The following is a 15,610-nucleotide window of genomic DNA, read 5'->3' as shown; positions in this document are numbered from 1 at the left end:
ATAATAACTAGGTTTTTCTTGAGTTTATGTGAACAATTTTTTGACTGTTGGTCGCTTTATACTGCTGTGTATCATTAAAGAGGGTACTTATTGCGACACAAAGAGTGATATGGAGAGGCGCTCTTTAATATATAGAATAATATGTTGCTAGGTGTGCAGTGCTACTGTAATAATATGATTATAGCTGGCACGTTACATTTCTGAGCTAGTGGTTATTCAAGGATCGAATAATGACAGACAAAAAAATTTCGTTACGATTTACTGTTGGAGGAATGTTTTTACTCGCGACATTTCTTACCGCTGTTGTTGCGGTTTCACTGCAATATTACTTCAGTAAAAAAATGGCGACTGAGAATACCCTATCAAAGTTGACGATGGTGTCCCAAGAGCTGAGTAACTATATCGGCGCGGTTGATTCTGACGCAGCCAATACCGCGCGTTTACTTTCTTCAGTGAAACGTTCTATAAGTAACAAAATATCGAAAGAAGAGTCGCGTAGTATTCTTTCAGAAGCAATTAAAGATAACCCTCTCTTTTATAGTATTTACATTGGCTCATCTAATGAAAACTTCTTCCAAATAATTAATCTAGAATCTGCCCCTGTCGTTAGAGAAAAAATCGGTGCACAACAAACGGACCGTTGGGTTGTGGTTGAGATTCATAATATAGGGGAGAAGCGCGTCCGTACGACGAAATATTTTGACCAAGAGTTTACGCTAAGAAACTCAACTACGGAGCAGAGCAACTACCTTCCAACAACCAGGCCTTGGTATGTTTCTGCCAATGTTCAGTCGGTCGAAAAAACTCAGCCATATCTTTTCCAGCATTTACAAATTACCGGGCAAACTTATTCTTTAGCGTTTGATTCGAAAATCGAATCTGAAGTTCAACATGTGATTGGTATTGATATTGTGTTGTCTTCTTTAGCTAGCAAACTATCAGGTACGGCGCTTGGCTTAGCAGAAGACAGTAAGGTTGAGTCTTTCTTATATTCGAAATCGGGTAATATTATTGCGTCTAACCTCAAGGTTAACAATCAGGAATCGGAGTTTGATGTATCAACATTGATGCTATCGTCTGAGCAGCAAGCCTTGATTAACGATACCCCTCCGCTGTTAGTGTCTAATCAAAATGATTGGGGGCCGATGGACTTTTCAGTGGCGGGAAAACCAAACGGCTATGCGATAGACCTTCTTAAAATGATTGGTGAGATGACAGGGATCAGGTTTGAATTTGTTAATGGTTTCTCTTGGGGCGAGCTTGTCAGTAAGTTTCAAGAAGGAAGTATTGATGGCCTGCAATCGGTTCAACATTATAAAAATAATGGCATAGATGGCCTATACACGACTCCAATTTATGAATTGCCATTTTCTATCGTGACAAGGGTCGGCGCGAAGGTTGTCACTAATTATGCCGAGCTTGAGGGTAAAAAAGTTGCCATTTTATCTGGGTGGTCAATTATTCCTAAGTTGAGAGAGGATTTTCCGAACATTGATTTAGTTGAATTTGAAAACCTAGAGTCTGCATTTAATTCAATTGAAAGCGAAGAGAACTTTGCTTTCTTAGAAGCAGAACCCGTACTCTCGTTTGCATTAGATAGGTTTTTCCAGCCAGGCCTTGTTGTCAATGGGACTCTAGAAGATCTAAAACAGAACTACTCAAACCAATTCCATTTGGTGCTGCAGAGCAAGCATAAACAATTGCTCCCAATCATTGATCAAGCTATCAGTAAGTTAAGTGGTGAACAACTTGATGCCTTAGCGAAAAAGTGGCTGCATGATACCGGCTTTAATACGAATACGACGGTTCCTTATACTGAACTTTATGATTTGACTAAGGAAGCAACGGTTGAAGGCAGTATGGTAAGGGTAGAGTTGAATGGCGAGATCAAGCATCTCTATTTAAAGAAAATAGACACGGGCGAACACTACTCTGAGTATTTTGCGGTATTGATTCCCGAATCTGAAGTCTTCAGTACAGTCAATAAACGTCTAGCAACCTCTGTTGGTGTAACGGTGTTACTGATGAGTTTGACGTTGCCTATTGCTTGGGTTTTTGGTGCGCCGATAGTGCATCCAATTCGCCAATTAGAGGAAGAGACTCATAAGGTTAAGCTGCGTGATTATGACAACGTGACAATTCTTGATACTCGAATCAAAGAAGTGTGGGAATTATCTGTTGCTGTAAAAGATATGGCTATGGAGATTAAACGACATGAACAGATGCAAGAGGCGTTTGTTGAGTCGTTTATCAAGCTCATCGCTCAAGCGATCGATGATAAGTCCGCTTATACGGCAGGGCATTGTAATCGTGTACCAGAACTCGGCTTGATGCTGGCTGACGCGGCGGAACAATCGCAGTCTGAGCACTTCAAAGACTTTGAGTTTAAAAATGATGACGAACGCCGTGAGTTTAGAATTGCGGCTTGGCTTCATGATTGTGGCAAGATCACGACACCGGAACACATCGTCGATAAAGGTACGAAGTTAGAAGCGAACTACAACCGAATCCACGAGGTGAGAACTCGATTTGAAGTACTTTGGCGTGATGCGGAAATCACCGCTTTGAGAAAACAACTTGATGGTACGCTATCAACGCAACTGATAGCCGATGAACTTACGGCAACGAAGCAGCAGCTACAAGATGACTTTGCCTTTATCGCTACGTCGAACGTTGGTGGTGAGTTCATGAGTGACGACAAAGTTGCTCGTATTCGTTCGATCGCTGAGACGACTTGGATGCGTAATTTTGATGACCAACTTGGTCTATCGCCGATAGAAGCCTTGAATCGAGAATCGAGTTCAAGCTTGCCAGCGACAGAGCAGCTGTTAAGTGATAAGCCTGAACATATAGTGAAAAGAGATAGGCCGTTAGAGTTCGACCCGAAATATCAAATCAAAATGGATGTGCCGGAGCACCTATACAACTTAGGCGAAGTCTACAATCTGAGCATTGCACGTGGCACGTTAACTGCTGAAGACCGATTCAAGATAAATGAGCATATGCTTGGCACGATTAAGATGCTTGAGAACCTGCCATTCCCGAAAGAACTAAGCCGTGTTCCTCGCTATGCTTCGACGCACCATGAAACACTCAAAGGCACTGGGTATCCAAGGAGGTTAACTGGCGATGATCTTTCAATTCCAGAACGTATTCTCGTGATATCGGATATTTTTGAGGCGCTAACTGCTGCGGATAGGCCGTACAAGAAAGCGAAGCCAATCAGTGTTGCTGTCGACATCATGTACAAAATGGCGTTGGACGAGCATCTCGATATAGAACTGTTTAGGTTGTTTCTAACTAGCGGGACACATATCCGTTATGCCGAAACGTATTTAAAACCGGAACAGATCGATCATGTAGACCTATCAAAATATGTAGTTGAAAGCGTCGCTGCTTAACTTTGCCAGAAAGCATGAATGGCTGTTGACCTCACTTCATGTAGTGAGTGGGGGTTTCTCCGGTGTGTTGCTTAAAGAAATGAATAAACGCATTGTCACTGGAGAACTCTAATTCGTGGGCAACAACAGAGACACTCTTTTTTTCTGACAATTGCTCAATGGCACTTAACAGCCTCCATTGTTGACGCCAAGCTTGGTAAGGCATCCCCGTTTCTTTGATGAATAATCGGCTAACGGTCTTGCTGCTTGCTCCAATATGCTTGGCCATTTCATTGAGTGGTTGAGGTAACTGTGTTCCTAGTTTTACTTTTTCTAACCACAACGCTAATCGTTTATCTTTGGGTAAAGGCAGCGTTAGCTCATTCTTTTCTGCGTAAGAAAGTTCCTCGCAACACAACGCCAAAGTGTTTTGTTGCTCTTCACTAGGTTTATCCCAATCCCAAAAAGCCATTCGTTCGATCAATTCCTTTAGTAGTGGTGTGACGTTAAGAATACTTAACTCTTCAGGCAAGTTTTTAATGTGAAGAGGATCAAAATAAAGCGAGCGGTAGGCAACGACATTGGTCATGGTTGCACAATGCTCAATTCCCGCGGGTATCCAGGCTACTTTGGTGGGCGGCAACACACAATGCATTCCGTCGAGGGTAATACTGATGCAACCGTGTGGTGCAAATAACAATTGTGCACGGTTGTGTGTATGCATACAAGAATCGTGCCTGCCGACTTGGGCGGCAATGCCGACAAAGGGATAGGGCATTCCATCAACATAAAAAGGTGTGTTGTCATCGATCAACATGATTTGTCCTTATTTTGATGTTTGTTGTTCTACTGTTGATATTTGAACACAAATGAAATCCATATACTTCTCTATTCCAGTTTTAGAAGAGAATAATATGAATAAAAAACCCCATATGGGACTGATCATCATTCTGCTGATGTTCCCCCAAATTGTTGAAACTATATACAGCCCAGTATTGCCGCACTTAGTTGATTATTTTGGTGTGTCAATGGCAAGTGCAAGTCAAACCTTGTCGATTTACTTTATTGCTTTTGCTGTGGGTGTTGTTTTTTGGGGGCGAGTTTCTGATCTTATTGGCCGCAGAAAAGCGATGTTGTGTGGTTTGTTTACTTATGGCGTTGGTTGCCTGTTAGCCATCACGGCAGCTCAATTTGATATGGTCATGATTGCGCGGGTTGTTTCAGCTTTTGGGGCGGCGGTAGGCTCAGTTATTGGTCAAACAATATTGCGAGATAGCTATGAAGGCAAAGAGCTAGGGAAAGTGTTTTCGCTAGCAATTGTTGCAGTATCAATTAGCCCTGTTGTTGGTTTAATGTCAGGAGGATTGATTGCTGAATATTTTGGACACTTAGTGGTGTTCAGTTTACTGCTTGTCATGGCTTTTATATTGCTGATCGTATCGGCCTTTTCTTTACCCGAAACGAAACCTGCTGACACTAAAACAGTCAGCTTTATTGGTATTTTCACGGTAATGCTAAAAGATAGGGATATTTGGAAAAGTGCGATTCTTGTGGCTTGCTTTAATGTCATGATGTTTAGCTATTATTCCTTAGCGCCATTTATGTTCAGCCAGTTTGGCTTAAGTTCCATTGAATTTGGTTACAGTGGCGTGATATTAGCAACAGCATCTGTTTTAGGAAGCTCGATGAATAAACGATTGCTAGTAAAAGAATGGGGTTCCCAACGACTCATTCAGATCGCGGTGTTAATCAGCTTTATTGGGGCTGTTCAGGTGTACTTTTACCAAGACAGCCTTTGGTTTCTACTAGGAATGGCTGCTGTGGTTGTAGGGTTTGGTATGGCAAGTCCTAATATATTCAGTACGGCGTTGGTCAATTATAAACAGCAAGCAGGCACGGCAGGGGCGGTTCTAGGATTGTTGTATTACTGTTTAATTGGTGGGGGACTAGGACTTGCTGGTGAGATTGGTAACTTAGGGGTTGTGCTAATAGGAATGTCGTTATTGGCAAGCACCATGTTGATGTCTCGTGATTAACTTATTTTGAGAGTGTTAACCTTGTGAATAATAAAGAGAGGCGATCATTGCTTCTCTTTTTTTTGGGTTTAAATCGCTGATGAGTAGAAATGAATACTATCTCTAAAAGGTGGATGGCAAGTTGTCGACACATCGGTTTCTAATAATTGTAGGGTAAGTAAGGGTTTGTTGAGCCTATCCTAGGTTAATTCATTTATTAACAGTTGGTTAAGTCATTATTTTCGTGTTTTCTAACAAACTTTCTCGTCTATAAAAAATACTACCTTAGTCTAAATTGTCGACAATCTACTTGATTGTCGACAATTCGATCGTGTATTTTATGTTCATGTTATGAAATTGTTGACAGTTAGGGTCGGCAATCAGAAGTGAGCAGCGTGAATATGAATACTGCGATAAAAGATCTCACCTTAAGTGCAAACACGAAAACACGTGTGAGCGACAAAGAAAACACCAAGTCGGAAAATCTGACTGAGTACCTCGTTGAGGCGATTGTTAACGGTGAATTAGCACCGGGCAGTAAGATCTCGGAGCCTGAACTGGCTAAACGCTTCGAGGTAAGTCGAGGTCCATTACGTGAAGCTATAATGCGTGTGGAAGGGCTAGGGCTTATTGAGCGAATTCCTCATGTCGGCGCTCGAGTTATTACTTTTTCTGCAGACAAACTGCTAGAGCTTTACGCGGTGCGAGAGGCATTGGAAGGCATGGCGGCTCGCCTAGCAGCGCGACATATCACACAAGAAGAGCTTATCGGGCTTGAAGGATTATTGTCGACACACTCAAAGCACATCGATGAAGTCGAAGGTTCTTCTTACTTTCATCAACATGGGGATTTCGATTTCCATTACCGCATTATCAAAGCGAGTCGTAACAGCAAACTCATTTCGCTGCTGTGTGATGAGCTTTATCACCTATTACGCATGTACCGCTATCAATCGCCTAGGGCTCAGTCTCGACCAAAAGAGGCGCTCGATGAACACAAATACATCCTACAAGCGATTCGTAATCGCGATGAAGAGCTAGCAGAAATGCTAATGCGACGACACATCTCGGGTAGTCGATTGCTTATAGAACAACAAATTCAATCCAAAGATCTTGATTAAGCGACCATTGGAATCTGTCAGCGGATCAGTGCTGGCGATAACCAAAAGCTGTAAATCTTAAAGATTAGCTAGAAATAAACAATTAACAGGGAGCGTCATTATGAAGTTATCAGCAGGAGCAAAGTTCCGACAAGCTGTGCAAGACAACGACCCATTGCAGATCGTGGGTACGGTGAATCCGTATTGCGCGATGATGGCAAAGAACTTGGGGCATCAGGCGATCTATTTGTCGGGTGGAGGCATCGCCAATGCGTCTTATGGTTTGCCTGATTTAGGTATTACGACATTGAACGATGTGTTGGTGGATGTTGAACGTATTACCAACGCGTGTGATCTGCCATTGCTGGTAGATATCGATACGGGATTTGGTGGCGCATTCAATATTGCACGTACGATTCGCGCTATGGAGAAGGCAGGCGCAGCAGCAGTCCACATGGAAGACCAAGTCGCTCAGAAACGCTGTGGTCATCGACCAAATAAAGCGATTGTAAGTCAGCAAGAGATGGTCGATAGAGTTAAGGCTGCAACTGATGCTAGAACCGACGAAAGCTTTGTGATTATGGCTCGTACGGATGCATTGGCGGTTGAAGGAATAGACAGTGCGATTGAACGAGCGATTGCGTGTGTTGAAGCGGGCGCTGACATGATTTTCCCTGAGGCGATGAATCAACTCGATCAATACGTGAAGTTCTCGGCAGCGCTGAAATCAGCAACGGGTAAACACGTGCCTATTTTGGCCAACATCACTGAGTTTGGCCAAACACCGCTCTATAACTGTAACGAGTTGGCCCAATCAAGTGTCGATATGGTGCTTTATCCACTGAGTGCATTCCGCGCGATGAACAAAGCGGCGGAGAATGTTTACAAGCACTTGTTAGTTGAAGGCAATCAAGAAGCTTTGTTGGATTCAATGCAAACCCGTAAAGAGCTTTACGAACACCTTAATTACCACGACTACGAGAACAAGCTTGATCAGTTGTTTTCAAGCGAAGGATAACCCAGTTTCAATTAATCAAAAATCAACTTAATCCAATAACGTGAAATGGTTAGTCGCCATATCCAGTACCGATGATAAAGATCACCGGACACATAAACAGGCAGCACCAAAGAGTGCAGGCGGCTAACACAGAAAAGGAGTTCACCATGTCTGTATCTTTGAGTGATAAAGCAGCTGTCGATAAGGCTTCAATAGAAAACCCACAACAAAGCGCAAAAACAGCAAGTGCACCTGCAATCGGTGGTGCTGGTCTACGTGGCCAAAGTGCGGGAACTACGGCGCTATGTACGGTAGGCCAGTCAGGAACGGGTTTGACCTACCGTGGCTATGATATAACCGACCTTGCTAATCATGCTCAGTTCGAAGAAGTGGCGCATCTGCTACTAAGAGGTCACTTACCCACTGAAAAAGAGCTCGATGATTACAAAATATTGTTGGTTGGTCTGCGCGGCTTGCCTCAACCTTTGAAAGCAGCACTAGAGCTTATCCCAGCAGACGCTCATCCAATGGATGTGATGAGAACGGGCTGTTCAATGCTAGGTAATCTAGAGCAAGAGTCTGATTTTTCTGAGCAACTGCCCGCGACTGAACGAATGCTCGCGCTTTTCCCTGCCATTATTTGTTATTGGTACCGCTTTAGCCATGATGGCGTGCGAATTGATACTGAAGATCAAAGTGAAGCCTGTCTGGGTGGCTACTTCTTGAAAATGCTAACGGATAAAACACCTAGTGAACTTCATAAGAAGGTGATGCACTGCTCGCTAACCCTTTACGCGGAACATGAGTTTAATGCTTCAACCTTTGCCGCTCGTGTGTGTGCATCCACACTGTCAGATATACACTCTTGTGTCACCGCAGCGATTGGTACGTTGAGAGGTCCTTTACATGGCGGTGCGAATGAAGCGGCGATGGAAATGATCCAAGATTGGCAAACCGCTGATGAAGCAGAAACTAACATCATGCAGATGCTTGCTAACAAAGACAAAATCATGGGCTTCGGTCATGCCATTTATCGTGAAAGCGACCCGCGAAATGCTCTAATCAAGCGTTGGTCAAAAGAGCTAGCTCAAGAGGTGGGAGATCAACAGCTTTACGCCGTTTCAGAACGTGTTGAAGCGGTAATGAAGCGCGAGAAAGGCTTGTTCTGTAATGCTGACTTCTTCCATGCATCGGCTTATCACTTCATGGACATCCCAACCAAATTGTTTACTCCTATCTTCGTGATGAGCCGCCTTACGGGTTGGACGGCACACGTATTCGAGCAAAGAGAAAACAATCGAATTATTCGTCCAAGTGCAGACTACACCGGGCCAGAGCATCAAGACTGGCTACCAATCCATTTACGTTAGTTCTCTATATCGAGCCGACTTATATCTCGAGGTGACTTTTCTCTTCATGTGATAAGGCCTCGAGAACCAACGAATAGAATTTAACAGATAATGGTGGATGTATGTCTGATGTAAAACTTGAACAAGCTCAGTACCTTGATAAAAATCAGTACCGGAAACTTTTACCCGGAACCCATTTAGAGTATTTCGATGCTTGCGAAGCGGTAGAAGCGCTATCTCCAGGCAGTTATAAAACCTTGCCTTATACGTCGAGAGTATTGGCAGAGCAATTAGTAAGACGCTGTGATCCTGAAACCCTTGAAGACAGCTTAAAACAGATCATTGAACGCAAGAGCGACTTAGATTTTCCTTGGTATCCTGCGCGCGTTGTATGTCATGACATTCTTGGTCAAACAGCCCTAGTAGATTTGGCTGGATTAAGAGACGCGATTGCCGACCAAGGCGGAGACCCTGCCAAGGTGAACCCCGTTGTTGAAACCCAACTGATTGTTGATCACTCTCTGGCAGTGGAACACGCAGGCTTTGATAATCAAGCGTTTGATAAAAACCGCGCGATTGAAGAGCGCAGAAACGAAGACCGTTTTCACTTTATCGAATGGTGTAAAACCGCGTTTAAAAATGTGAGTGTGATTCCTGCGGGGAACGGGATCATGCACCAGATTAACTTGGAGAAAATGTCTCCGGTTATTCAATCCAAAGAAGGTATCGCTTTCCCTGATACCTGTGTTGGTACCGATAGCCATACACCGCACGTTGATGCTCTGGGCGTTATTGCGATTGGTGTGGGCGGCTTGGAAGCTGAGACTGTGATGCTCGGTCGTCCGTCAATGATGCGTTTGCCTGATATTGTCGGCGTTAAACTGACGGGTCAACGACAAGAAGGGATAACCGCAACGGATATTGTGCTTGCGATTACTGAGTTTCTTCGTAATCAGAGAGTGGTCTCAAGCTATTTGGAATTCTTCGGTGAAGGGGCTCGTGCTCTGACTATTGGTGACCGCGCAACGATATCTAACATGACGCCAGAATATGGTGCGACAGCGGGTATGTTCTATATCGATGAGCAGACTATTCAATACCTGAAGCTCACCGGTCGAGAGCCTGAGCAGGTTGAATTAGTTGAACGCTACGCCAAGCAAACCGGGCTATGGGCTGACGATCTAGACTCTGCTCAATACGAACGTGTATTAGAGTTTGATTTATCGAAGGTAGAGCGCAATCTTGCAGGGCCATCCAATCCCCATCGTCGTTTGCCAACCAGAGAGCTGGCGGAACAAGGCATCAGTCAAGCATCTTGGAAAGAGCAGCATGCTAAGCAGTACAGCGACGAACAAATGCCTGATGGTGCGGTGATCATCGCAGCAATTACCTCTTGTACCAACACCAGCAACCCAAGAAACGTAGTCGCCGCCGCACTGGTAGCTAAGAAAGCCAATCAGCTTGGATTAGTTCGTAAGCCGTGGGTGAAAACGTCATTTGCTCCAGGTTCTAAAGTTGCCAAGCTCTATCTCGAGTCGGCAGGTTTGCTTCCTGAACTTGAACAATTAGGCTTCGGTATCGTCGGCTATGCGTGTACGACATGTAACGGAATGAGTGGGGCGTTGGATCCTACAATCCAACAAGAGATCATCGACCGCGACCTGTACTCTACCGCTGTGTTATCGGGGAATCGAAACTTTGATGGTCGAATCCATCCTTATGCCAAACAAGCGTTTTTAGCCTCACCGCCATTGGTGGTTGCTTACGCCTTGGCTGGCACGATTCGCTTTGATATCGAGAAAGACAGCTTAGGCACCGACAACAATGGTAAGCCAATCTACTTAAGTGATTTATGGCCGAGTGATGCCGAGATCGATGCCGTTGTCGGTGAGCACGTTAAGCCTCAGCAATTCCAACAAATCTACGTGAAAATGTTCCAGCCAGACGAGGAACAGGTGACGACTGAACCGCTTTATGACTGGCGACCTCAAAGTACCTATATCCGAAGACCACCTTATTGGGAAGGGGCTCTTGCGGGGGAACGAAGCCTTTCAGGGATGAGACCTTTAGCTATTCTGGGGGACAACATCACCACAGATCACTTATCCCCTTCAAATGCGATTCTCGCTTCGAGCGCGGCGGGGGAATACCTCACCAAAATGGAAGTGCCGGAAGAGGACTTTAACTCTTATGCGACCCATCGAGGTGATCACTTAACCGCGCAACGAGCAACATTCGCCAACCCTAAGCTGTATAACGAAATGGTGAAGGACGTTGGAGAAGTCGTGCAAGGTTCATTGGCAAAAGTTGAACCCGAAGGTCAAGTTACGCGAATGTGGGAAGCGATAGAAACCTACATGAACCGTAAACAGCCTTTGATTGTCGTGGCGGGGGCCGATTATGGCCAAGGTTCATCACGTGACTGGGCAGCCAAAGGTGTGCGCTTAGCGGGTGTTGAAGTAATTGTGGCAGAAGGGTTTGAACGAATTCACAGAACCAACTTGGTTGGCATGGGCGTGCTGCCTTTGCAATTCAAAGCGGGGACCAATCGAAACACCTTAGAATTGGACGGTACCGAGCTTTACGACGTTTATGGTGACATCCAAGCAGGTTCTGATTTGGCTTTAGTGATCACTCGTAAAAACGGTGAAAAGCTTGATGTGCCAGTAACCTGCCGACTAGACACGGCAGACGAAGTGAACGTGTATAGCGCTGGTGGCGTGTTGCAACGTTTCGCCAAAGACTTTCTCGCCCAGTAGGAGCTTGTGATGAACACTAAACAGATAAAAGTACCTGCCACCTACATGCGGGGCGGAACAAGCAAAGGCGTTTTCTTCAACTTAAGTGACTTACCTGAAGCTGCGCAAGTTGCCGGAGAAGCTCGAGACGCATTACTTCTGCGCGTGATTGGCAGCCCGGATCCTTATGGCAAACAAACCGACGGCATGGGCGGTGCAACATCCAGTACCAGTAAAACCGTTATTGTTTCGAAAAGCAGTAAAGCCGATCACGATGTTGATTACCTATTCGGCCAAGTAGCAATAGACAAGCAGTTCGTTGATTGGAGCGGTAACTGCGGCAATCTGTCTGCTGCCGTAGGCCCATTTGCAATTCATAGTGGCCTAGTCGATTCGAATCGTATTCCAGAAAACGGCGTGGTCGAGGTGCGAGTATGGCAAGTGAACATAGAGAAAACCATTATTGTTCATGTACCTATCGCTGGTCGCGAAGTTCAAGAGTTAGGTGATTTTGAACTCGACGGTGTGACTTTCCCCGCCGCTGAGATCCAAGTAGATTTTCTAGACCCCGCCGATGCGAGTGGCTCTATGTTCCCAACAGGGAATGTTGTCGATTTTTTAGATGTTCCCGATCTGGGTTGCATCAAAGCGACATACATTAATGCTGGGATACCCACCATTTTTGTTGATGCTGAATCGGTTGGTTACCAAGGCACTGAACTTCAATCAGATATCAATAGTGATACCAAAGCCTTGGCTCTGTTTGAATCCATACGAGCACATGGTGCAGTAGCGATGGGTCTTATTGATTCTTTAGAACAAGCTGAATCACGTCAACATACACCTAAAGTCGCGTTTGTTGCTAATCCTCAAGCGTACCAAGCCTCCAGTGGTAAATCGGTTGCTGTCGAAGATACTGACCTTCTGGTGCGTGCTTTGTCTATGGGACAACTGCATCACGCCATGATGGGTACGGCAGCGGTCGCCATTGCTTCAGCGGCGAGTGTGTCAGGTACGTTAGTGAACTTGGCAGCCGGTGAGGGTTCCCGAGATTTTGTGACCTTTGGCCACCCGTCAGGAACCTTAAAAGTGGGTGCTAAAGCTATTCAGACGGAAAGTGGGTGGAAAATTGAAAGGGCGATTATGAGTCGTAGTGCCCGAGTGATCATGGAAGGTGCCATTCGTGTGCCTTTTCCCAAGTAAAGCGACTGTCGTGAACGGTTAAATGTTCACGAACACAACGCTGAGAAAAGAGTGCAATCAAGTGCTACTGCCAAAAGCTAGGCGCTTGGAATAATGGATAAATCATGGAGGAGGCACTATGTCTGCTACGAATCGAATGAACAGAAAAACAGATTACATAACCGAGTATCAATGGGCTAGGGAAGACCCCAATTCGTTCTGGGAAACGCAAGCACAAGCGATAGATTGGTTTGAACCACCAAAAACGATATTACAAACTGACGATAACGGTATTGAACGTTGGTTTCCTGATGGGGTGATGAACACCTGCTGGCTCGCGCTTGATTACCATTGTGAAAATGGACGAGGTGACAATACCGCGCTGATTTACGATTCTCCAGTTACAGGAACTCAATCCTCGTACACTTACAATCAATTGCGTGAACAAGTGGCTAAAGTCGCAGGTATGTTAGCCACGCAAGGCGTTACCAAAGGCGATCGTGTGGTGATCTACATGCCAATGATTCCTGAAGCGGCAATGGCAATGCTGGCTTGTGCTCGACTAGGCGCGGTGCATTCGGTGGTGTTTGGTGGTTTTGCTCCTCATGAGCTTGCCGTTCGTATCGAAGATGCTGAACCGAAGGTGTTGATTACTGCATCCTGCGGTGTCGAGATAAATAAAGTCCTGCCATATAAGCCTATGGTCGATCGCGCGATCATGGACAGCCGTTGGAAGCCCGAGAAAGTAGTGGTATTCCAAAGAGAGCAGTCTCTAGCCGAGTTGAGCAATGAACGCGATGTACTTTGGCAACAAGCGGTTAACGATGCTTTGCCTCACGTATGCGTGCCTGTTCTAGCGACTGACCCACTATATATCTTGTATACATCAGGGACGACGGGTAAGCCAAAAGGTGTGGTTCGTGACAATGGTGGTCACGCGGTCGCCATGAAATACTCGATGAGCACTATCTACGATATGCCGCAAGATGGTGTGTTTTGGGCGGCTTCTGATGTCGGCTGGGTAGTGGGGCATTCCTATATTGTGTATGCGCCATTGATTCATGGTTGCACAACCATCTTGTTTGAAGGCAAGCCAGTTAGAACGCCAGATCCCGGCGTATTCTGGCGTGTGTGTGAAGAATACAAAGTCGATGTATTGTTTTCTGCTCCAACCGCATTTAGAGCCATTAAGAAAGAAGATCCCGAAGGCGAATTACTGACTAAGTATGACCTATCATCACTCAAGTCGATTTTCATGGCTGGCGAGCGTTTAGACCCGCCAACATTGGATTGGGTTGAATCTCATACCAATAAGCCGGTTATCGACCACTGGTGGCAAACCGAAACGGGTTGGGCTATTTCTGCCAATCCAACAGGGTTGGAATCTTTGCCAGTGAAAGCGGGTTCTTCCACTAAACCTGTTCCGGGTTACCAAGTGGAGATCCTCAATGAGTTGGGTGAAATCGCACAAACGAATCAACAAGGGTTTGTGGCACTTAAACGACCATTGCCGCCTGGTTGTTTACCCACGGTATGGCGCAATCATGATCGGTTTGAATCCGGCTATTTGAGTCAGTTCCCGGGCTATTATGTTTCTGGTGACGGTGGCTATCTTGATGAAGATGGCTATCTATTTATCATGGGCCGTATCGACGATGTGATAAACGTAGCGGGACACCGTCTGTCGACGGGAGAAATGGAAGAAATCGTGGGTGGTCACCCAGCCATTGCAGAATGCGCGGTAGTCGGTATTCACGATGACTTAAAAGGACAACTTCCATTAGGTCTAGTTGTGTTAAAAGATGGCGTAAAAGTTGATGGCATTGAGTTACAAGCGGAGTTGGTTGGCAAGGTTCGCAATGAGATTGGCGCGGTCGCGTGTTTTAAGCAAGCCTTGGTTGTTGAGAGATTACCTAAGACGCGCTCCGGTAAGATTTTGCGCAGAACCATACGACAGATCGCAGAAGGTGAACAATATGTGGTGCCTTCGACGATTGACGACCCTACCAGCTTAACTGAAATTGCTGAAAAGCTCGGTAAATAGACGTCGCAGTTTAGGTAATATCATCTTTGGCTTGTTGATTAATGCATAACCCAGCGTGATAGTTTACCTAAACTCTACTTTATTCATCCGCTTATCCATTGCGTTTACTATGACCTCATTATGAATCCCACATATTGAGGTCTTTTTATGCGAGCTTACTTTTTGTTGATTGCTTTACTGGTCAGTGGTGCTGCTAGTGCCAGTAATTCAAAGGATGAAGCGAGTAGAGCGTTGTTAGAGCCATTGAGTCATCCCAAGATATTTAAATGTGTGTCCAAGACTGGCGTCGATCTCTATCAAGCGGTTTTTGATATGGGCGTGGGGTATGAAGCCGACCCGATTAACTCGAAGATGATCGTTAATTCAAGGAAAGGTCGCTACGAATATCAAATCTTAGGCGCGGTAAGATCTGAAAGAGCTGGTGAAATTGTTGTGTTGACTCGTCATGTGGGAGACGGTGTTAAAGTTGCCGCAATGATTGATGACGAAAATGGCAAGATACTGGGGATCGGCGATAAAAATCATTATCGAGATTGCGGTGTTAGGCCACCACCTAGTGCAGAAAATATGCAAAACTTTTGGTCCAAAGGCTAAGAGCGACATCTGAAAGAGAATAATTATAGAGAAAGAGCGATGAGGCGACCTAATTGGTCGCCTTTTTTGTTTGTCAGGCTAAGGCGAGCTCAAAGATATATATCAATAAGCACTTATGCGATGGTTGAATGATACATAACTGAACTTGATGTATCGTCTAAACGTGGCTTTATTTATCTCATTAACGGTTCTGCTTAAGATGGCTCTACTC

10 protein-coding genes are annotated in these 15,610 nt (G+C 45.1%); 9 read left to right on the top strand and 1 reads right to left on the bottom strand.

The features are described 5' to 3' along the window. Positions 1-230 precede the first annotated feature (230 nt). Positions 231-3,401: an HD domain-containing phosphohydrolase gene (locus H5300_RS02410; protein WP_182795340.1), complete on the top strand. Its 3,171-nt coding sequence runs from the start codon at positions 231-233 to the stop codon at positions 3,399-3,401. A gap of 31 nt (positions 3,402-3,432) precedes the next feature. Here H5300_RS02410 and H5300_RS02405 read toward each other — a convergent pair whose 3' ends face one another. Then, entirely contained in the window at positions 3,433-4,197 is a 765-nt protein-coding gene (locus H5300_RS02405) for a helix-turn-helix domain-containing protein (RefSeq protein WP_182795339.1), read from the bottom strand. 97 nt (positions 4,198-4,294) lie between these two features. On the opposite strand from H5300_RS02405, the gene H5300_RS02400 reads away from it, so the two are divergent. The 8 genes from H5300_RS02400 to H5300_RS02365 all read left to right on the top strand — a co-directional run bounded on the left by H5300_RS02400 (position 4,295) and on the right by H5300_RS02365 (position 15,399). Then, entirely contained in the window at positions 4,295-5,416 is a 1,122-nt protein-coding gene (locus H5300_RS02400; protein ID WP_182795338.1) for a multidrug effflux MFS transporter, read from the top strand. A gap of 380 nt (positions 5,417-5,796) precedes the next feature. Continuing rightward, positions 5,797-6,516: a GntR family transcriptional regulator gene (locus H5300_RS02395; RefSeq protein WP_017071741.1), complete on the top strand. Its 720-nt coding sequence runs from the start codon at positions 5,797-5,799 to the stop codon at positions 6,514-6,516. Positions 6,517-6,616: 100 nt separating this feature from the next. After that, positions 6,617-7,513 (top strand): methylisocitrate lyase, encoded by an 897-nt coding sequence (gene prpB / locus H5300_RS02390; RefSeq protein WP_061025490.1) that lies wholly within the window; start codon positions 6,617-6,619, stop codon positions 7,511-7,513. A gap of 146 nt (positions 7,514-7,659) precedes the next feature. Next, positions 7,660-8,862 carry a 2-methylcitrate synthase gene (gene prpC / locus H5300_RS02385; protein ID WP_182795337.1) on the top strand — a complete coding sequence of 401 codons (1,203 nt, stop codon included), beginning with the start codon at positions 7,660-7,662 and terminating at the stop codon, positions 8,860-8,862. Positions 8,863-8,963: 101 nt separating this feature from the next. Then, a complete protein-coding gene (gene acnD / locus H5300_RS02380) occupies positions 8,964-11,600 on the top strand; it encodes a Fe/S-dependent 2-methylisocitrate dehydratase AcnD (protein ID WP_182795336.1) in 2,637 nt (878 codons plus the stop codon). Between the two features lie 9 nt (positions 11,601-11,609). Then, positions 11,610-12,782 (top strand): 2-methylaconitate cis-trans isomerase PrpF, encoded by a 1,173-nt coding sequence (prpF, locus tag H5300_RS02375; RefSeq protein WP_182795335.1) that lies wholly within the window; start codon positions 11,610-11,612, stop codon positions 12,780-12,782. Positions 12,783-12,900: 118 nt separating this feature from the next. After that, a complete protein-coding gene (locus tag H5300_RS02370; protein WP_182795334.1) occupies positions 12,901-14,805 on the top strand; it encodes a propionyl-CoA synthetase in 1,905 nt (634 codons plus the stop codon). A 147-nt stretch (positions 14,806-14,952) separates the two neighbouring features. Beyond that, entirely contained in the window at positions 14,953-15,399 is a 447-nt protein-coding gene (locus H5300_RS02365; RefSeq protein ID WP_182795333.1) for a hypothetical protein, read from the top strand. The last annotated feature ends 211 nt before the right edge of the window (positions 15,400-15,610 follow it).

Source organism: Vibrio sp. SG41-7, assembly GCF_014164465.1.
GTDB lineage: Bacteria > Pseudomonadota > Gammaproteobacteria > Enterobacterales > Vibrionaceae > Vibrio > Vibrio splendidus.
This window is presented reverse-complemented; position numbering and strand designations above follow the sequence as displayed.

Bases quoted from the DNA above. Each gene is read 5' to 3' on its own strand.
- H5300_RS02395 (WP_017071741.1), top strand. From the start codon at position 5,797: ATGAATACTGCGATAAAAGATCTCACCTTAAGTGCAAACACGAAAACA.
- prpF (WP_182795335.1), top strand. From the start codon at position 11,610: ATGAACACTAAACAGATAAAAGTACCTGCCACCTACATGCGGGGCGGA.
- H5300_RS02410 (WP_182795340.1), top strand. From the start codon at position 231: ATGACAGACAAAAAAATTTCGTTACGATTTACTGTTGGAGGAATGTTT.
- H5300_RS02400 (WP_182795338.1), top strand. From the start codon at position 4,295: ATGAATAAAAAACCCCATATGGGACTGATCATCATTCTGCTGATGTTC.
- H5300_RS02370 (WP_182795334.1), top strand. From the start codon at position 12,901: ATGTCTGCTACGAATCGAATGAACAGAAAAACAGATTACATAACCGAG.
- H5300_RS02365 (WP_182795333.1), top strand. From the start codon at position 14,953: ATGCGAGCTTACTTTTTGTTGATTGCTTTACTGGTCAGTGGTGCTGCT.
- prpB (WP_061025490.1), top strand. From the start codon at position 6,617: ATGAAGTTATCAGCAGGAGCAAAGTTCCGACAAGCTGTGCAAGACAAC.
- H5300_RS02405 (WP_182795339.1), bottom strand. From the start codon at position 4,197: ATGTTGATCGATGACAACACACCTTTTTATGTTGATGGAATGCCCTAT.
- acnD (WP_182795336.1), top strand. From the start codon at position 8,964: ATGTCTGATGTAAAACTTGAACAAGCTCAGTACCTTGATAAAAATCAG.
- prpC (WP_182795337.1), top strand. From the start codon at position 7,660: ATGTCTGTATCTTTGAGTGATAAAGCAGCTGTCGATAAGGCTTCAATA.